At 66.8% G+C, this 18,469-nt stretch carries 19 protein-coding genes and 1 riboswitch; of the genes, 6 read left to right on the top strand and 13 right to left on the bottom strand.

Going from position 1 to position 18,469, the window contains the following annotated elements:
- Window positions 1-19: 19 nt before the first annotated feature.
- From U5775_RS16485 to U5775_RS16445, 9 genes are all read right to left on the bottom strand, one after another.
- Entirely contained in the window at window positions 20-652 is a 633-nt protein-coding gene (locus tag U5775_RS16485) for an ABC transporter substrate-binding protein (protein WP_322059159.1), read from the bottom strand.
- A gap of 178 nt (window positions 653-830) precedes the next feature.
- Complete coding sequence (locus tag U5775_RS16480) at window positions 831-1,823, bottom strand: VacJ family lipoprotein (protein WP_322059158.1); 993 nt, start codon at window positions 1,821-1,823, stop codon at window positions 831-833.
- Window positions 1,824-1,836: 13 nt separating this feature from the next.
- Window positions 1,837-2,391 (bottom strand): outer membrane lipid asymmetry maintenance protein MlaD, encoded by a 555-nt coding sequence (mlaD, locus tag U5775_RS16475; RefSeq protein ID WP_322059157.1) that lies wholly within the window; start codon window positions 2,389-2,391, stop codon window positions 1,837-1,839.
- Window positions 2,392-2,498: 107 nt separating this feature from the next.
- Complete coding sequence (gene mlaE / locus U5775_RS16470; protein WP_322059156.1) at window positions 2,499-3,275, bottom strand: lipid asymmetry maintenance ABC transporter permease subunit MlaE; 777 nt, start codon at window positions 3,273-3,275, stop codon at window positions 2,499-2,501.
- The gene (locus tag U5775_RS16465; protein ID WP_322059155.1) at window positions 3,272-4,093 is read right to left on the bottom strand and encodes an ABC transporter ATP-binding protein; all 822 of its coding nucleotides are present in this window, start codon (window positions 4,091-4,093) and stop codon (window positions 3,272-3,274) included. Before U5775_RS16465 ends, mlaE begins: the two co-directional genes overlap by 4 nt.
- Before the next feature lie 168 nt (window positions 4,094-4,261).
- Window positions 4,262-5,359, bottom strand: a complete 1,098-nt coding sequence (gene thiE, locus U5775_RS16460; RefSeq protein WP_322059154.1) for a thiamine phosphate synthase — start codon at window positions 5,357-5,359, stop codon at window positions 4,262-4,264.
- Entirely contained in the window at window positions 5,356-6,171 is an 816-nt protein-coding gene (locus U5775_RS16455) for a thiazole synthase (protein ID WP_322059153.1), read from the bottom strand. Before U5775_RS16455 ends, thiE begins: the two co-directional genes overlap by 4 nt.
- 96 nt (window positions 6,172-6,267) lie before the next feature.
- Window positions 6,268-6,465, bottom strand: coding sequence for a sulfur carrier protein ThiS (thiS, locus tag U5775_RS16450; RefSeq protein ID WP_028218467.1), 198 nt, complete (start codon window positions 6,463-6,465; stop codon window positions 6,268-6,270).
- Window positions 6,466-6,550: 85 nt separating this feature from the next.
- Window positions 6,551-7,708: an FAD-dependent oxidoreductase gene (locus U5775_RS16445; protein ID WP_322059152.1), complete on the bottom strand. Its 1,158-nt coding sequence runs from the start codon at window positions 7,706-7,708 to the stop codon at window positions 6,551-6,553.
- Between the two features lie 253 nt (window positions 7,709-7,961).
- Window positions 7,962-8,075, bottom strand: a riboswitch (TPP riboswitch).
- Window positions 8,076-8,367: 292 nt separating this feature from the next.
- Here U5775_RS16445 and U5775_RS16440 point away from each other — a divergent pair.
- From U5775_RS16440 to U5775_RS16415, 6 genes are all read left to right on the top strand, one after another.
- On the top strand, window positions 8,368-10,125 hold the full coding sequence (locus tag U5775_RS16440; RefSeq protein WP_322059151.1) for an ABC transporter ATP-binding protein/permease: 1,758 nt from the start codon (window positions 8,368-8,370) through the stop codon (window positions 10,123-10,125).
- The gene (locus U5775_RS16435; protein ID WP_322059150.1) at window positions 10,122-10,904 is read left to right on the top strand and encodes an SDR family NAD(P)-dependent oxidoreductase; all 783 of its coding nucleotides are present in this window, start codon (window positions 10,122-10,124) and stop codon (window positions 10,902-10,904) included. Before U5775_RS16440 ends, U5775_RS16435 begins: the two co-directional genes overlap by 4 nt.
- Window positions 10,905-11,281: 377 nt before the next feature.
- A complete protein-coding gene (locus U5775_RS16430) occupies window positions 11,282-12,589 on the top strand; it encodes an MFS transporter (protein ID WP_322059149.1) in 1,308 nt (435 codons plus the stop codon).
- 52 nt (window positions 12,590-12,641) lie between these two features.
- Window positions 12,642-14,024, top strand: a complete 1,383-nt coding sequence (locus U5775_RS16425; RefSeq protein WP_322059148.1) for a D-amino acid dehydrogenase — start codon at window positions 12,642-12,644, stop codon at window positions 14,022-14,024.
- A 126-nt stretch (window positions 14,025-14,150) separates the two neighbouring features.
- Entirely contained in the window at window positions 14,151-14,615 is a 465-nt protein-coding gene (locus U5775_RS16420; RefSeq protein WP_322059147.1) for a hypothetical protein, read from the top strand.
- A complete protein-coding gene (locus U5775_RS16415; RefSeq protein WP_322059146.1) occupies window positions 14,608-15,051 on the top strand; it encodes a hypothetical protein in 444 nt (147 codons plus the stop codon). The genes U5775_RS16420 and U5775_RS16415 overlap by 8 nt, the downstream gene beginning before the upstream one ends.
- Here U5775_RS16415 and U5775_RS16410 read toward each other — a convergent pair.
- The 4 genes from U5775_RS16410 to U5775_RS16395 form a co-directional block, all read right to left on the bottom strand.
- Window positions 15,045-15,512: a type VI secretion system amidase immunity protein Tai4 gene (locus U5775_RS16410; RefSeq protein WP_322059145.1), complete on the bottom strand. Its 468-nt coding sequence runs from the start codon at window positions 15,510-15,512 to the stop codon at window positions 15,045-15,047. The two genes, U5775_RS16415 and U5775_RS16410, sit on opposite strands and share 7 nt — an antisense overlap.
- Window positions 15,509-15,955 (bottom strand): type VI secretion system amidase effector protein Tae4, encoded by a 447-nt coding sequence (locus U5775_RS16405; protein ID WP_322059144.1) that lies wholly within the window; start codon window positions 15,953-15,955, stop codon window positions 15,509-15,511. Before U5775_RS16405 ends, U5775_RS16410 begins: the two co-directional genes overlap by 4 nt.
- Window positions 15,956-16,093: 138 nt before the next feature.
- The gene (gene thpR / locus U5775_RS16400) at window positions 16,094-16,642 is read right to left on the bottom strand and encodes an RNA 2',3'-cyclic phosphodiesterase (protein ID WP_322059143.1); all 549 of its coding nucleotides are present in this window, start codon (window positions 16,640-16,642) and stop codon (window positions 16,094-16,096) included.
- Window positions 16,643-16,938: 296 nt separating this feature from the next.
- A complete protein-coding gene (locus U5775_RS16395) occupies window positions 16,939-18,405 on the bottom strand; it encodes a glutamate synthase subunit beta (RefSeq protein ID WP_322059142.1) in 1,467 nt (488 codons plus the stop codon).
- Between the last annotated feature and the right edge of the window lie 64 nt (window positions 18,406-18,469).

The following is an 18,469-nucleotide window of genomic DNA, read 5'->3' as shown; positions in this document are numbered from 1 at the left end:
CCGGTGGCGAAGCGCTCGCTCACGAAGCAGCCTTGCCTGCGGCGAGCTGCTGGTTACGCTGCGTGAGGAAGGTGATGAGGCCCTGCACGCCGCCCTGCTGGATCTTTTCCTGGAATTGCTGCTGGTACGCCTGGATCAGCCATGCGCCGAGCACGTTGATGTCATAAACGCGCCAGCCTTGCGGCGTCTTGTACAGACGGTAGTCGAGCTCGATCGGCTGGCCGTTGTTCGTGACCGTCGAACGGACCACGACATCCGTGTCGTCCGGGTTCGCGCGGAACGGCTTGTACTGGATCTGCTGGTCGCGCACCTGGGCGAGCGCGCCCGAGTACGTGCGGATCAGCAGCGTCTTGAACTGCTCGATGACCTGCTGCTGCTGCTCAGGCGTGGCCGTGCGCCAGTTGCGGCCCATGGCGAGCTGCGTCGTGCGGCGGAAGTCGGTGTACGGCAGGATCTTTTCGTTGACGAGATCGGTGATCCGGTTGATGTCGCCGGACTGGATCGACTTGTCGCCCTTGATCTGGTCCATGACCTGCTGCGTGATCGTTTTGATCATCGCGTCGGGATTGCTGGTGTCGACCGTTTGCGCGGAGGCTGCACCGGCAAACGCAAAAAACATGGCAAAAATCGGGAACAGAAAGAATTTTTTCATAGCGAGTCCTGCAAGTTGGGGAACAACGCCCCGTTGGAGGTCAACGATATCACGCGAGCCCCGGCACACCGAGTCAAAGAATGCCAGGAAACTGCGACAAGCGTTTCAGCTTGTTACGTCAGATTTAAGCGCCGTCGAAGTCCCGGCGCAGCGTCACGCGCCGCGCCGGATAGCACGATCAATGCAAACGCAGCAGCCCAGGAGCGCCGATACCGATACGCGCCGGCGGAACGTACTGCTCGCCCGGCACGGCGGTCTCGGACGCACCGGCCGGAGCCGTGGCGCCGGCCGGGCCTTCGAGCGTGGCCGGGGCGGACGCCGCTCCGCTGGGATACGCCGGCGCCATGCTGGCCGCAGTTGGGGCACCCGCATGCGCAGTGCCTGATGCAGCAGCCGCGCCGCCAGCGGCCGCTGCCGCGCCCTCTTCGGGCTCGCCGTAGTTCGGCGGCGGCGCGCCTTCGCCGTAATCGGGCAGGTTGTTCGACGCGTGGCCGTCCGAAAGCTGGTACTGGCGGCGCTGCAGGTAGGCGTTACGCACGAACGAGTACTTGTCGATCGCCGCGCCTTCGAGCAGATTGCTCGCGCCCAGCAGGTTCGCACGCGTGCTGACGACGTTCAGCCCATAGAGGCCCCAGGACACGGCCGCCGGGTCCACATAGGTGAGCGGATTGATGAAGTAGTTGCCGAGCAGGCCAACGCCGTCGCGCACCGTGCTCGGACCGAACAACGGCAGCACGAGGTACGGACCGGGCGGCACGCCGTAGTGGCCGAGCGTGAGGCCGAAGTCCTGGTCGTGCTTGGGCAGCTTCGCGAGCGTCGCCACGTCGAACAGGCCGCCCACACCGAAGACCGTGTTGATCACGATCCGCATGATGTCCTCGACGCCGTCGGCGATCTTCAACTGCAGCAGGTTGTTGGCCGCGTTGTAGACGTCGCCGATGTTCGCGAAGAAGTTCGTCACACTGTCGCGCACCGGCTGCGGCGTGACCTTGACGTAGCCCTGCGCAACCGGCTTGAGCGCGTACTGGTCGACCTTGTCGTTGAAGGTGTAGACGGTGCGGTTGAAGCCTTCCCACGGATCGTCCTTCGACGGGGTCTGTACCGTCGAGCACGCCGTGAGCGCGAGCGCCGCAACCCCGACGGTTATGGCCCGCATGCGAGTGGTCATCATCTTTTTTTTCTCCTTATTGCGCCGCCGCGCCCGAGCCGGCCGCGGCCGGTGCGGGTGCCGGGGCCGGCGCGGCGCTCCCGCCGCCCGCGCCGCTGCCGGACTTCGCGGCGCCCGAATCGGCCGCCTTGCTATAGAGGAACTGGCCGATCAGGTTTTCGAGCACGATCGCCGACTGCGTCATGGAAATGGTGTCGCCGGCCTTGAGCATTTCGGTGTCGCCGCCCGGCTCCAGCCCGATGTACTGCTCGCCGAGCAGGCCCGAGGTCAGGATCTTCGCCGACGTGTCCTTCGGAAACTGGTACTGCTGGTCGAGGTTGATCGTGACGAGCGCCTGATAGGTGTTCGTGTCGAAGCCGATCGACGCCACCCGGCCCACGGTCACGCCCGCGCTCTTCACGGGCGCACGCGGCTTGAGGCCGCCGATATCGTCGAATTTGAGCTTGACCGGATAGGTCGCCTGGAACGAAAGCGAACTCATGTTGCCGGCCTTCAGCGCGAGAAACAGCAGCGCAATGAAGCCCAGCACCACGAACAGGCCGACCCAGAAGTCGAGAGCAGTCTTTTTCATCGTCATCCCAATGAGAATCCATTGCGGCGGCGCCCTGCACGAGGCGCCTGCCGCGCGGCCCGGATGCCGCGCCCGCCGTTGCTCCGGCGGGCACCCGGGCTCAATCCTTAGCTGAACATCAGCGCGGTGAGCAGGAAGTCGAGGCCCAGCACCGCGAGCGATGCGTACACGACCGTCTTCGTGGTCGCGCGCGATACGCCTTCGGGCGTGGGCTTGGCTTCATAGCCCTGGTACAGCGCGGTGAACGTCACGGCGAAGCCGAACACGATGCTCTTGATCACGCCATTGCCCACGTCGGTCCAGACATCGACGCCGCCTTGCATCTGCGACCAGAACGCGCCCGCGTCCACGCCAATCAGCAGCACGCCCACCACGTAGCCGCCCAGAATGCCGACCGCGCTGAAGATGGCCGCCAGAATGGGCATGGCGATCACGCCCGCCCACATGCGCGGCGCCACGACGATGCGCACCGGGTCGACCGCCATCATTTCCATGGCCGTGAGCTGCTCGCCCGCCTTCATGAGGCCGATTTCGGCCGTGAGCGAGGTGCCCGCGCGGCCCGCGAACAGCAGCGCCGTGACGACGGGGCCGAGCTCGCGCACGAGCGAGAGCGCGACCAGCAGCCCGAGCGCCTGCTCGGAGCCGTAGCGGTTGAGCGTGTAGTAGCCCTGCAAGCCCAGCACGAAGCCGACGAACAGGCCCGACACCGCAATGATCAGCAGCGAATAATTGCCGACGAAGTGGATCTGCTTCGTGACAAGGCGCGGGCGGCGCAGCAGCGGGAAGAATTCCAGCACAAGGCGCACGAAGAAGCGCGTGGCGTGGCCCGCGCGCGCGATCGCGTCGAGCACCGCGCGGCCGAGCGAACTGATGGCGCCGGTCATGAGCGGCCTCCGCCAATGCCGAAGTCCGCGTCGAGCGGCACCTTCGTCGGATAGTGAAAGCGGAACGGGCCGTCCGGCGCGCCGTCGATGAACTGGCGCACGATCGGGTCGGTCGAGGCGCGCAGCTCGGCGGGCGTGCCTTCCGCCTGCACGCGGCCGTTCGCGAGGAAATAGACGTAGTCGGCGATCGCGAACGATTCGGGCACGTCGTGCGTGACGAGAATCGAGGTGGCGCCGAGCGCGTCGTTCAGCGTGCGGATCAGGTTCGCGGTGATGCCGAGGGAAATGGGGTCGAGACCGGCAAACGGCTCGTCGTACATCATGAGCTCGGGGTCGAGCGCGATGGCGCGCGCGAGCGCCACGCGCCGCGCCATCCCGCCCGAGATCTCCGAAGGCGCGAGGTCGCGCGCGCCGCGCAGGCCCACGGCATTGAGCTTCATGAGCACGAGGTCGCGGACCAGCTCTTCGGGCAGATCGGTGTGCTCGCGCAGCGCGAAGGCGACGTTCTCGAACACCGACATGTCGGTGAAAAGCGCGCCGAACTGGAACAGCATGCCCATCTTCCGGCGCAGCGCGTAAAGGCCTTCGCGCGATTGCGCGCCGACGTCCTGCCCATGAAACAGCAGCTGGCCACGCCGGGCATGCACGAGACCGCCGATCAGGCGCAGCACCGTGGTCTTGCCGCCGCCCGAGCCGCCCATGACCGCGACGACCTGACCGCGCCGAAAGCGCATGTTCAGGCCGGACAGGACGAGCTGGTCGCTATAGCCGAAGTCGACGTCGCGCAGCTCCAGAAGGGTCTCAGAGTTCGAGGGCACGTGGCAGACAGTCCATTTACACGAAGGCGGGATTATAGGGCCATCGTGAGAATGCTGCCGTGACACGCCCAGGCCCCTTGACGCAAGTCGGGCAATCCCGGGGGGGCTCCGCGGCTCGCGCCTCGCCCCCAGTCGCGCTGGGGCGCGACCAAAGGCGAGGCGGGCTAATTATTGCGTAAACGCGTTGCGCAACGCAGCAGCCGCGGCAGCCGGCTCGGCGGCCTCGGTGATGGCGCGCACGACGGCCGCGCTGGGCGCGCCCGTCGCGAGCACTTCGGGCAGCACGGCAAGATCGATGCCGCCGATCGCGACCATCGGCACCACGCCGTCGAGCAGCTTCACGTAGCGCGCGAGGCGCGCGAGGCCCTGCGGCGCGGTCGGCATGGTCTTGGTCGTGGTGGCGAACACGGCGCCGCACGCGATATAGCTCGGCCGGAAATGCAGCGCGGTCAGCATCTCGAAGTAGCCGTGGGTCGAAAGGCCGAGGCGGATGCCCGACGCGGCAAGCGCGTTCAGATCCGCCTCGCGCAGGTCCTCCTGGCCCAGATGCACGCCGTACGCGCCCGCGGCCATCGCGGCCTGCCAGTGATCGTTGATGAAAAGCCGCGCGTCGTGCTTGCGGCCCGCCGCGACAGAGCGCTCGATCTCCTCAGTGAGCGCTGCCGATTCCGGCTGCTTGCTGCGCAGCTGCACGGTCTTCACGCCGTAGTCGAGCACGCGCTCGACCCAGTCGGCGGTGGGCAGCACGGGGTAGAGGCCGAGCTTCGCGGGACACGGCGCGAACGGCTGCGCGGGCGCTGCCGGCAAGCCGAGCACGCGCGGAAAGCGTGCGATGTCGACGGGCCACGCGTCGGCCTGCTGCTCATCGCCGTCGCGCCAGGCGAGCGCGAGCACCAGCGCGTCGTGCGGGTCGAAGCCGCAGTCGAGGAACGCGGCCAGCGCCGGGATCCAGTCTTCGGCGAGCGTGCCTTCGAGCGCATAGCGCTCGCCGCCCAGATGCAGCGTCGCGCGGCCCGCCGCGGCCTCGACCACGCCGGCGCCATCGGTCATCCAGCGCGCGATGTTCGCGAGATGCGGTCCCGCGTCGGTCACGACGATCAGGTCGCCGCCATTGGGCGTATCGGGCGGCGTCAGGCAGATCCGCCACGGCGCATGCGTGGGCTGCCAGTCGCCGAGGCTTGCGCGAATGCGCTCCGCCGTTTCGGTGAGCTCGTCGGCGGGCGGCCAGAACAGCTCGCGGTCCTTGAGTCGTAGCGTTTGGGTCATTGCTTGCCTCCGTCCTGGTGCCAGAACGGCATGCCGACCACGGGCGTGCTCGCCACGGCCGCCTCGCGCTCGGCCATCGGCCCGGCGAGAAATGCGGCGCGGCCCGCCTCGACGCCCAGCGCGAACGCGCGCGCCATCGCCTCGGGGTGCGTGGCCTGCGCCACGGCCGTGTTCAGCAGCACGCCGTCGAAACCCCATTCCATCACTTGCGCCGCGTGTGACGGGAGACCGAGGCCCGCGTCGACGATCAGCGGCACGTCGGGCAGCCGCTCGCGCAGCACGCGCAGGCCGTACGGATTGATCACGCCCTTGCCCGTGCCGATGGGCGCGCCCCACGGCATCAGCGCCTCGCAGCCCGCGTCGAGCAGACGGCGGCCGATCACGAGGTCCTCGGTGCAGTACGGCAGCACCTTGAAGCCGTCGTTCACGAGGCGCGAGGCCGCTTCGATGAGGCCGACCGGGTCGGGCTGCAGCGTGTAGTCGTCGCCGATCAGCTCGAGCTTGATCCAGTCGGTCTCGAAGACTTCGCGCGCCATGTGCGCGGTCGTCACCGCCTCGTTGACGGTGAGGCAGCCCGCCGTGTTCGGCAGGAACGGCACGCCGTGGCGCTTGAGCAAATCGAAGAAGCCGGCAACCGCCGTGCCGTCGTTCATCTGGCGGCGCAGCGCGACCGTGATCATGCCGGGGCGCGCGGCTTCCATCGAACCGGAAAGCGCTTGCAGCGACGGATAGCGCGAGGTGCCGAGCAGCACACGGCTCGCGAAGGTTTCGCCGTAGAGCGTGAGGGCATCGGCGGTCTGGGTGGTAGTCATGGCATGAGTCCTGATCGGGTGGCGACGGTCGGGCGGCACGTGGTAACTAAAGCTGCGACAAAAGCCGCGAGCAAAGCGGACGGATCGCGCATGCGATCAGCCGCCGGCCACCGGGCTGACGACGTCGAGGCGGTCACCCGCCGAAAGCGTGCGCGCGCCGTGCTGGGTGCGCGTCACGAAATCGCCGTTCACGGCGACGGCAAACGGCGGACGCGCGCCGAATGCGGCGAGCGCATCGGCGACGGTCGCGCCTTCGGGCAGCGTGAGCGGCTTCTGGTTGATCTGAATATCCATGGCAATTCGTCTGACTACGTTGTTTCCGGCAAGGCGTAAACGGTGCGCCTCGTCTCCTGTTTGGGGTGTCGTGCTCGCGGCCCGGTCAAGCGGGCTCGTGCGCGCCTTGCGTGTGGCCGGCGTGCAGCATCGAAGCCCAGCGCGATTGCTGGCGCAGCGACTCGAAGCTGTCGGCATCGGTGAGATGGCCCGCCAGCAGCGCCTCTGCTACGCGCACCGCCTCGTCGGCCACGGCGGGCGCGATCATGAAGCCGTGGCGATAGAGGCCGTTCACGCGCAGCGTGTGGCCGGCACCGTGACCGTCACCCTGGCCGCCGTCCCAGATGAGCGCGGGACGATGGTCGGGCAGCGTCGGTCGGCACTGCGAATTAAGTTCCAGAATGCGCGCCTCGCCGAACGCCGGATGCACCGCGAACGCGGCGCTCAGCAATTCGAGCGCCGAGCGCACACTCACGGGCGAGCGGTCTTCGCCCTCGATCTCGGTCGCGCCGATCACGTAGACGTCGTTCTGTTTCGGCGCGATATAGAGCGGATAGCGCGGATGCAGCAGGCGCACGGGGCGCGTGAGGCCGATGCCCGGCGCGTGCACGCGGGCCACTTCCCCGCGAATGCCGCGCAGCGCCGGCAGCGCGGGCTTGGCGCCGAGGCCGCGGCAGTCGATCGTCACGCGGGCGCGCGGCGGGTTCGCGTCGTCGACGCTCGTGTGCCAGTGCGTTTCCACGCCGCGCTGCGCGAGGCCCGCGGCCAGCGCCGCCAGCGCCTGGCGGTTGTCGAGCTGGCCTTCGCCGGCGAGCAGCCAGCCGCGCGCGAAGCGCCCGGCGAGCGCCGGCTCGGCGGCGTCGAGCTGCGCGCCCTGCAGCGTCGTGAAGTTGGCTTCGGCCAGCTCGCGCGGCGCGTTCGCGCGCACGCGGCGCTCGAACAAGGGAGCCTCGGTGCGGTCGGCGTGATGCCAGACCACGAGCGTGCCGTTGCGCTGGAAAAACACGGGCTCGGGCAGCTCGGCTAGCATTTGCGGCCAGGTCTCGAGCGAGGCGACGCCCAGCTCGGTAATCAGCAATTCGGCGACGGCGGCCTCGGCGAGCGGCGCGAGCATGGCCGCCGCGATCCAGGCGGCCGATTCCTCGCCTTCGGGCCCACCACGCTCGTAGAGCGCCACGCGATGGCCCGCGCCCGCGAGGCGCCACGCGACGAGGCGCCCGCATAGGCCGCCGCCGATTACGGCGAAATCGGGCATCGCGGACATGGCGCGCGTAGGCGCCTGAGCGCCGGCCGAAACCGGGGAATGATCTGAATAAGGTGCAGAAGAGACGGTCATCGTATCCTTTCCGTACGGCAAACAAGCATGCGTACCCAAGGACGAAACCGGCTGGCAAGGCCGGCCGTGCAAACGACGTGAAGCGCAAATTCGACATGCGCCGCACATGCTGCCCGGCGGGAATCTGGACGCCCGAACGAATTCAGCCGAATCGACTGAACAATATGAACTGTGGCGCCAGCAAGACTTTCCGGAAACTTCCCGCGCCGGTATTACCCGGATCGGGTGCGAAGGGTCTCTCTCAGCCTCACTTTGGCATGCCCGGCATACCGGTGAAGCACCCCTGTTTCGTCAGCGGTCATTAGACCACAAAAGACGCGCGGGCCGCAAACCGCGGCGGCGGCGCGTAATTTCTGCTCTGGCACAATGCCCGGACGGAGAGCGAGCCGCCCGGTGCGCGCGGGCAGTGAGACAATGTCGCACCCCACACGCAGTCGCTTGCAAGACCTCGCGCAAGGCGCCCGAACGCCACGCGCGGCCCATTAAGTCTCGCTTAAGCGGTTCGGACCACAATCGCAGCGCCACGGCGCCGCAAACGGCGGGTATCGTCTATTCCGGCCGCGGGCCGGCACAACATCAGGACGCACATGACCAACCTCACTCCCCGCGCCACGCCGGATCAGAACGAGCATCACAAGATCACGGCCTGGAGTCTGATCAAGCCCTACTGGGTGTCCGAGGAACGCTGGATCGCCTGGGGCTTGCTCGTCACGATCATCGCGATGAATCTCGCCGTCGTCTGGATCAACGTGCGGCTCAACAGCTGGAACGCGGACTTCTACAATGCCCTGCAAAGCAAGGACGTCAAACAGTTTCCGCACCTCTTGATGATCTTCACCGTGCTCGCGTTCGGCTTCATCATTCTCGCGGTGTACGGGCGGTATCTGCGCCAGATGCTCGGCTTTCGCTGGCGCCAGTGGCTCACCACGCGCTTCCTGAGCGAATGGCTCGGCCATGGCGCGTTCTACCGCATCGAGCGCGACCGCCTCGCCGACAACCCCGACCAGCGGATCAGCGACGACCTGCAATCGTTCGCCACCACCACGCTCTCGCTCACGCTCGACCTGCTCTCGACGGTCGTCACGCTGGTCTCGTTCATCACGATCCTGTGGTCGCTCGCGGGCGCGCTCACCTTCGCAGTGGGCGGCACGCCCATCACGATTCCGGGCTACATGGTCTGGGCCGCCGCGCTCTACGCCGTGTTCGGCTCGCTCGTGATCCAGAAGGTCGGCCATCCGCTCGTGTCGATCAATTACCAGCAACAGAAAGTGGAGGCCGACTTCCGCTTCGGCCTCATCCGCCTGCGCGAGAACGCCGAGCAGATCGCCCTCTACGACGGCATGGACACCGAGCGCAGCAACACGCAGGGCCTGTTCCAGCACATCCGCGACAACTGGTGGCGCGTGATGAAGTACACGAAGCGCCTCACCTTCGTGCTGAGCTTCTATGGCCAGATCGCCATCATCTTCCCGCTCGTGGTGGCCGCGCCGCGCTACTTCGCGGGCGCCTTCACGTTCGGCGTGCTGATGCAGATCTCGCAGGCGTTCGGCACCGTGAGCGACTCGTTCTCGTGGTTCATCAACAGTTACGCCACCCTCGTCGAATGGCGCGCCACGATCAACCGTCTGCGCGAATTCGTGCGTGTGGTGCAGTCGCCGCGTCTGAAAGAGTCGGTCTCGCCCGCCACCGAGCACGGCGGCATCAATCTGCACTACATCGACAACAATGCCCTCTCCACCGCGCATCTGAAGCTCGCGCTGCCCAACGGCACGCCGCTCTCCGAGGTGCGCGACATCGCCATCAAGCCCGGCTCGCGCTGGCTCGTGCGCGGGCCGTCGGGCGCGGGCAAGAGCACGCTGATACGCGCGCTCGCGGGCCTCTGGCCGTTCGGCGAGGGCTCGATCGACGCGCCCGTGGACGCGCGCATGATGTTCATTCCGCAGCAGAGCTATCTGCCGATCGGCACGCTCAAGGCCGCGCTCACCTACCCCTCGCCCGCCGACGACTACAGCGACGAAGACTGCCGCGAAGCGCTGCGCGCGTGCCGCCTCGAAGACTACGCGGACCGCCTGCACGAGTCGGCGCACTGGACGCGCGTGCTCTCGCCGGGCGAGCAGCAGCGGCTTGCGGGCGCGCGCGTGCTGCTGCACAAGCCCGACTACCTGTTCCTCGACGAAGCGACGAGCGCGCTCGACCCCGACAACGAAAGCCGTCTCTACAAGCTCTTCATGGAGCGCCTGCCGAAGGCGGCGATCGTGAGCGTGGCGCACCGCGAGTCGCTTGCGGCGTACCACCACGAGACGCTCGAGATCGCGCGCATGCCTGAAGAGCGGGTCGCGGCGTGAGCGCGGGCCGCGGTGCCGATGCCGGGCGCGTTGTCTTGATCACGGGCGCGGGCTCCGGCATCGGCGCGGCGCTGGCCCGGCGCCTGGCGGCCCCCGGCGTCGCGCTGATGCTCCACGCGCGCGGCGCCGACGAGGCGGCGCGCTCGCGCCTCGCCGCCGTCGCGGCCGCGTGCGAGGCGCAAGGCGCCACCTGCGCGACGGCTTGTGCCGATCTGGCCAAAGCGGGCGCAGCCGCGCAGCTCGTTCAAACCACGCTCGCGCGTTTTTCCACGCTCGATCAACTGGTCGCCAACGCCGGACACGCGCAGCGCCAGGCGCTCGCGGCGCTCGAGCCCGAAACGCTTGCCGCCACCTTCGCCGCGATGCCTGCCGCATTTGCGGCGCTCGTGCGGCAGGCCCAGCCCGCGCTCACGCGCTCGGCGCACGCGCGCGTGGTGGCGGTGAGTTCGTTCGTCGCGCACCGCTACCGTGCCGACGCGCCGTTCGCGGCCACCGCGGCCGCCAAGGCCGCGCTCGAGTCGCTCGCGAAAAGCGCCGCCGCCGAGCTCGCGCCGCACGGCGTCACGGTGAACTGCGTGGCGCCCGGCTACACGCGCAAGGACCAGGGGCCGACGCCCGAAAACGCGCCCGCGTGGGCGCGCGCCGCCGAGGCGACGCCGCTTGGCCGCGTGGCCGAGCCCGCCGACATCGCCGAGCTCATCGCCTTTTTGCTGTCCGATGCCGCGCGCCACATCACCGGCCAGACGATCCATGTCGACGGCGGCCTGACGCTGGGCTGAGCGCCAGCGAAACGAGCGCGAGCGAGTTCGCAAACCAGCCGCAAGGCGCACCAGACCGCGCGCGCCGAAGCCCCTCCGAAGCACAGAACGGCGCACGCCCAGGCGGGCATCGCCTGCCTCACGACAGGCCCAGCTTTCATCTTCCCTGGCCGCAGCGGCGCATCGCAACGTAAAATAGCGCGGTTCGAGCGCCTGCAGCGGCGCCCCACGCGGGCCGGAACAGGCCCCGGCGGGCCCAGGCGTGCCTCACAGGCACGTCGTGCACGTTGTTGCACCGTGTGCACCACCCCTCCCCGCTGCCCGAGCTGCCGGACACCGCATGCGCGACCCGCTGTTTCATGGGTCGTTGCGCGCACAACAAACATGGGGACGACGCGATGGGATCTTTTCAGTGGTTCAGGGAGCTCAACGAGCGCGAGCGGCGCACGCTCTACGCCGGCTTCGGCGGCTATGCGGTCGACGCCTTCGACTTCATGATCTACTCGTTCCTGATCCCGACGCTCATTGCCGTCTGGGGCATGAGCAAGAGCGAAGCGGGCATGATCGCGACGAGCTCGCTGATCTCCTCGGCGCTCGGCGGCTGGCTCGCGGGCATCCTCGCCGACCGTTACGGCCGCGTGCGCGTGCTGCAGTGGACCATCGCCACCTTCGCGGTCTTCACCTGCCTGTCCGGCTTCACGCACTCGTTCTGGCAACTGCTCGCCACGCGCACGCTGCAGGGCATCGGCTTCGGCGGCGAATGGTCGGTCGTCACGATCATGATGGCCGAGACGATCCGCTCGCCGCAGCACCGCGCGAAAGCCGTGGGCACCGTGCAGAGCAGCTGGTCGTTCGGCTGGGGCGCCGCCGCCATTCTCTACTGGGCGTTCTTCGCGCTGCTGCCCGAGCAGTACGCGTGGCGCGCGTGCTTCTGGATCGGCATTCTGCCCGCGCTGTGGATTCTCTATGTGCGCCGCAATGTGAGCGATCCCGAAGTCTTCCTGCAGACGCGCCGCGCCCGCGAGCGCGGTGAAATGCACGGCCATTTCCTGCAGATCTTCGCGCCCGCGCACCTCGCCACGACGCTGCTCGGCAGCGCGTTGTGCACCGGCATGCTGGGCGGCTATTACGCGATCACCACCTGGCTGCCCACCTATCTGAAAACCGTGCGCCATCTCTCGGTGTTCAACACGAGCGGCTATCTGATCGTGCTGATCGTCGGCTCGTTCACGGGCTATATCGTCGGCGCGATCCTCTGCGACAAGATCGGGCGGCGCGCGTCGTTCATCCTGTTCGCCATCGGCTCGTTCGCGCTCGGCATGGCCTACACCATGCTGCCCATCACCGACGCCGCCATGCTGCTGCTCGGCTTTCCGCTCGGCATCGTCGTGCAGGGCATTTTCGCGGGCGTCGGCGCCTATCTCTCGGAGCTCTACCCAAATGCGATCCGCGGCTCGGGCCAGGGCTTCTGCTACAACCTCGGGCGCGGCCTCGGCTCGTTCTTTCCGATCCTCGTGGGCACGCTCGCGCAGACCACGACGCTCGTGAAGGCGATCGGCGCCGTGGCCGGCGCGGGCTATCTGCTCGTGATCGTTTCCGCGCTGTGCCTGCCCGAAACCAAAGGCAAGGTGCTGGCCGACGCCGATGCAACGGCGGCGACAGGCGGCGCGCCTGCCCGCCCCTCTGCGGACTCCACTGCACAATGAACCCGAACGTGCTGCAATACCGACCGTCCCCGTCTCACTCACTACGACCGGCATGAAAACGATCGTCCTCGGCGCCGGTGTGATCGGCGTCGCTACTGCGTATTACCTGAGCGAACGGGGCTGCGACGTCACGGTCATCGAGCGCGAGCCCGGCGTCGCGCTGGGCACGAGCTTCGGCAACGCCGGCGTGATCGCGCCGGGATACGTCACGCCCTGGGCCGCGCCGGGCATGCCGGCCAAGCTCGTCAAATACCTGCTCAAGCCCACCTCGCCGCTCATTTTCCGGCCCACGCTCGACGCCGCGCAGTGGCGCTGGATCGCGCGCTGGCTGCGCGAATGCGACCTCGAACGCTTTCGCGTGAACAAGCAGCGCATGCAGCGCATCGCCTACTACAGCCGCACCTGCCTGCACGCGTTTCGCGCGCAGCATGCGTTCGAGTACGGGCGCAGCCAGGGCTACCTGCAGCTCTTTCGCAGCGACTACGACGTCGAGCTCGCGCAACCGGCGCTCAACGTGCTGCGCGATGCGGGCATCGTCTACCGCGAGCTCGACGCCGCGGGCTGCGCGCAGATCGAGCCGGGCCTCGCGTTCTCGCGCACGAAGCCCGTGGCCGGCGTCTATCTGCCCGATGACGAGGCCGGCGATTGCGCGCGCTTCACGCGCGAGCTGCGCGCCGTGTGCGAGCGGCAGGGCGTGAAGTTCGTCTTCGACACCGAAGTGCTCGCGCTCGAAGCCGCGGGCGGCAAAGTGAGCGGCGTGCGCGTGCGGCCCGTGCCGGGGCGGCGCACCGCGAACAACCGCCGCGAGCTGCGCGAGCAGCGGCGCGAGCAACGCCGCGCGCCCGCCGAAGTGCTGCGCCCCGCCGACTTGAACGAGGTCGCCGACACCGAGCCGCAGACGCTCGCCGCGGACGCCGTCGTGGTCGCGCTCGGCGTGGAAAGCGCGGCGCTCGTCGCTTCGCTGGGCGTACGGGTGCCGCTTTATCCGGTCAAGGGCTACTCGGCCACGCTGCCTGTCGTCGACGAACAGAAAGCGCCGCGCGCCGCGCTCATGGACGAGTCGCTCAAGACGGCCATCACGCGCTTCGGGCCTTACCTGCGCGTGGCCGGCACGGCGGAGCTCGGCAATCACCGCACGACGCTGCGCGAGCAGGCGCTGCACACGCTCATGAAAGTGCTCGACGACTGGTTCCCGCACGCGGCCACGCCCTCTTCCGCGCAGTTCTGGGTCGGGCGCCGGCCGATGGTGCCCGACGGAGCGCCGCTGCTCGGCCACTCGGGCGTGCAGGGGCTCTGGCTCAACGTCGGACACGGCTCGACCGGCTGGGCGATGTCGATGGGCTCGGGACGCGTGGTCGCCGATCTCGTCGCGGGGCGCGCGCCCGAGATCGATCTCGATGGGCTGACGCTGGAGCGGTATCGGCGGCGGGGTTGAGCGTGGATTGTGTCCGTCATCCGGAGAAAGACTGCGCCAGAGCAAGCGCGAAACACGGATGACGGCGCCGGGCTGGCCATTTGAACTTACCTTGGCCGCCCCATCGGTTCACGGGGACTACCCGAAATGTCCAAACTGAAGTTCGACGGCGCCCAGCATCAAATCTCTCTCGTTGATTCGACGGGTAATACGGTCGGAACGTGGGCGGCCTACAACAATGTCGACAGCCATGCATCAATCCGCTCCCTGGAAAACGGCATTTACACCGTGCAGGACCGGGTCGCACCGCATCCTCACGTGCCGGCCGTGAACGGCCCCTACGGCTTGCATGGCATCGTGCGCTTCAGTGTGCCGGGCCACCCCGGAATCGGCGTCCATGCCGGACGCGCCAACGCCACCTGGCTTCCGGGTCCCCAGCACCCGACGATGGGCTGCATCCGCACCTCCGACAATGCGATGAGTGTGATCGGGAACCTGATGCGCCGCGACGCGCTTACGACCATCGAAATCACGAACAACAACGCCGCCGCCACCCAGGCAGCATCGCGGCGCAATCGCCACACAGGTCTGCGGGGACGTCGCCGTGGGTAATCGCACTTTCGCAGCCACGCTGTTTCGCGTGACGGTCATCGCCATGTTGGTCTGGATGCCGGTGGCTTACGGCAAGGTCTGTACCCCGCGCGACGCCAACGCGGCAGACGCGATGGTCGACCACCTCGATAGCTGGGCCAAGATGAACCTTGCGCTCACGAAATACGGCCACTGCGACGATGGCGCGATCGCCGAAGGCAATAGCGAAGCGATCGCCCGCCTGCTCGTCGATCACTGGACTGCCCTGCCGCAACTCAATGCGCTCATCAAACGTAATCTACCGCTGAAAGCGTTCGTGCTACACCATATCAATTCCACGCTCGACAGCGACGACCTCGCCAAAATCTCCCGGCTATCTACCGCGTCCTGTCCGGCGAGGATGGCGGCATTGTGCAAAGAGATTGCAAGCACCGCGTCGGCGGCCCGACCTCACTGAGCGTCAGGCTTCGCCGGAGGCGGATTATCCTGGCGATACGTGTGATTCGGGTTGCTAACCAGCCGCCTCGCCTGCGCATCCAGTTCCTTGCTGTGGTACAGGTCAAAGCATTTGAGCAAGTCGAATTTGACGCCCTTTATTTCCGCATCGGCCAGCGGATTGTGATAATCGCGCGCCAGGTAACTATCGACCATTTTCCTGATTGCATCCGGCGCTTTATCCAGGTCGTAATAAGTCCAGTCGCGCAACGCGCTGACGCTACTCCCGGCATCGATTGCCGCCTCTTTGTCGTTCTTGTAGGCATTCGCTATGCACGTGGCCAGAACCATATCCTTGAAGTTCTGGACATAGGTCCGCGTAGCAGCCTGTGGCGATTCAGGCGTTTCATCCTTTGCATGGCCGATTGAAGCCCAGAAAGCGAGGGTTGAAATGGTTAGCAGCCCAATCAGCGACTTCTTCACGGCAAGCTCCAGAAGTTTGCCCGGTCCGTGCGATATTTCGCTTCTGGTTCGTTGAAATAGCAATGGTCGTAGCAGGTGCTACCGTTGAATAACGTTGCATGACCCGCCGCATCGGACCATCCCGAAACCTCGAACAAGATTACGCCTTTCTTTCCGGCGAGCGTCCCGCCGCCTGAGGGAGGATATTTGACGACTTCAGGTTGCCCCCATAATTGCTTCAAGAAAGCGATGAGGTCTTTTACGCGGAAGAAATACTGGCGCTTGTCCGCGCCGGAAACGGTTTTCCCCTTGATAGCAGGAAACGTGAGTCCCGACTGACTCAGGATATAGCTCATACGGACCGCACAGGTATTACTCCATCGCAGCGCCGGATCGGGATCCATGCGGCAAAAAAAGACGGTCGACTCATTTTTCATCCTCGTTTTTGATTGAGCGATATTCACGCTCAATCTTGACGTCGACTTTCCGCATCGACAAAAGCGCATCATAAGCCTTTGTCTGAATATCTGATCTTTAAATACCGCTCTCCATTCTGGCAATCCCGGGCCGATATTCGATTGCCCGGAAATCCTCTATGCGCACTAGATAACCGGCACGCTCGCGAGCGCTTCGTAACGCGCGCCCTGCCGCGCCAGCGTGCTCGAATACAGCACCAGCGACGTAAACCGCAGCGGCGGCAGCGCCTGCGCACCGCCATCGGGCGGCGCACCGTGCGCATCGCGCGTAAAACGCGCCAGCGTAATATGCGGCCGGAACGCACGCGCATCGAGCGGCAAGCCCACTTCGCCCATCACAGAGCGCACCCGCCAGTCGAGTGCCGTGAACGCATCCGACATGGCCAGCACGGCCACCATCAGGCGCGGCTGCGCGCGCCCCGGCCAGCATTCGATCTTCGTGACCGGCGCGGGCGGCAGCGGCGCCGCGTGCTCGGCAAGACGCTGCGCCAGCGCTTCGCCCTGCACGAACGACATCGCGCCGATGAAGGCCACCGTCAAATGCAGTTGCGCGTAGGGCACGCGGCGCGCATTGACGGGGACGTCGAGCGCGGCGAGCGCATCGCGCGACGGCACATCGGGGGCGAGGGCGACGAAGCAGCGCCGCCATTGATCGATCTCGCGGGCTTCGGACATGATCGGCAGGCCTCGGGATGAGGAGCAACCGTCCCATGGTAACGCGACAGCGTGGCGCGGTGCGCCCGTGACAACCCGCAGCGAAGCGCGCACAACGCGCCATATCGGCGAACATCGGCGCATTTGAGGCGCTCGCCGACGAAAAAAAACCGGGCCACCCTCGCGGGCGCCCGGCTTGACGTGTCGACCTGAGTTAGCGCAGCGCTTACCCGGGTCCCATGCACAAACTACTGCGTGTTGCTCCACTACGGCCCACGAGACGTGCTCGCGGGCTTGAACCAGACTTGGCGCTCACCTCAGCGCGGCAGCTCCGAGCTACCCATCAGATACGCATCGACGGAACGCGCGCACTGACGGCCTTCACGGATCGCCCACACCACGAGCGACTGCCCGCGGCGCATGTCGCCGGCGGTGAAGACCTTGTCGACCGACGTGTAGTACGCCTTCTCGCCTTCGGTCGCGGCGCGCACGTTGCCGCGCGCGTCCTTCTCGACACCGAACGCTTCGAGCACCGGCGAGACCGGCTGCGTGAAGCCCATGGCGAGCAGCACGAGATCGGCCTTCATTTCGAACTCCGAACCCGGCACTTCGACCATCTTGCCGTCCTTCCACTCGACGCGCGCGGCGATGAGCTTCTCGACCTTGCCGTTCTTGCCTTCGAGGCGCTTCGTGGCGACCGCCCAGTCGCGCGAGCAGCCTTCCTCGTGCGACGACGAGGTGCGCAGCTTGACCGGCCAGTACGGCCAGACGAGCGGCTTGTTCTCTTCTTCGGGCGGCTGCGGCAGCAGTTCGAACTGCGTGACGCTCTTCGCGCCATGACGGTTCGAGGTGCCCACGCAATCGGAGCCCGTATCGCCGCCGCCGATCACGACCACGTGCTTGCCCTTGGCCACGAGCTGGTCCGCCAGCTTGTCGCCGGCGTTGACCTTGTTCTGCTGCGGCAGGAACTCCATCGCGTAGTAGATGCCTTGCAACTCGCGGCCCGGCACCGGCAGATCGCGCGGCGTTTCCGAGCCGCCCGCGATCACCACGGCGTCGAACTGTTCCTTCAGCTCGTCGGGCGTGATGGTCTGCTTCGCGGTGTTGCCGATGTACGCGGGCAGCTCGCCCTTGCCGATGAACACGTTGGTGCGGAACGTCACGCCTTCGGCTTCCATCTGGCGCATGCGGCGGTCGATCAGCCACTTTTCCAGCTTGAAGTCGGGGATGCCGTAACGCAGCAGGCCGCCGATGCGGTCGTTCTTCTCGAACACGGTCACGTCGTGACCAGCGCGCCCGAGCTGTTGCGCGGCGGCGAGGCCCGCGGGACCCGAGCCCACGACGGCCACTTTCTTGCCCGTCTTGTGCTTCGCGACTTGCGGCGCGACCCAGCCTTCGGCCCAGGCCTTGTCGATGATCGCGTGCTCGATCGACTTGATGCCGACGGGATCGTTGTTGATGCCGAGCGTGCACGCCGCTTCGCACGGCGCCGGGCAGATGCGGCCCGTGAACTCGGGGAAGTTGTTGGTCGAATGCAGGACGTCGATCGCGCTCTTCCAGTCCTGGCGGAACACGAGGTCGTTGAAGTCCGGAATGATGTTGTTGACCGGGCAGCCGTTGTTGCAGAACGGAATGCCGCAGTCCATGCAGCGCGCGCCCTGGACCTTCGCGTCGGCGTCCGAGAGCGCCGCCACGAATTCCTTGTAATGCTTCACGCGCGTGAGCGGTGCTTCGTACGCCTCATGCTGGCGCTCGAACTCGAGAAAACCGGTTGCCTTGCCCATGTGGTTCTCGTCTATCTCTATATCTATTCGGTGAGGGGACCGCGCCCGCCGCCGCACTTTTTCG

It is taken from the genome of Paraburkholderia sp. J63, assembly GCF_905220245.1.
Classification (GTDB): domain Bacteria; phylum Pseudomonadota; class Gammaproteobacteria; order Burkholderiales; family Burkholderiaceae; genus Paraburkholderia.
This window is presented reverse-complemented; position numbering and strand designations above follow the sequence as displayed.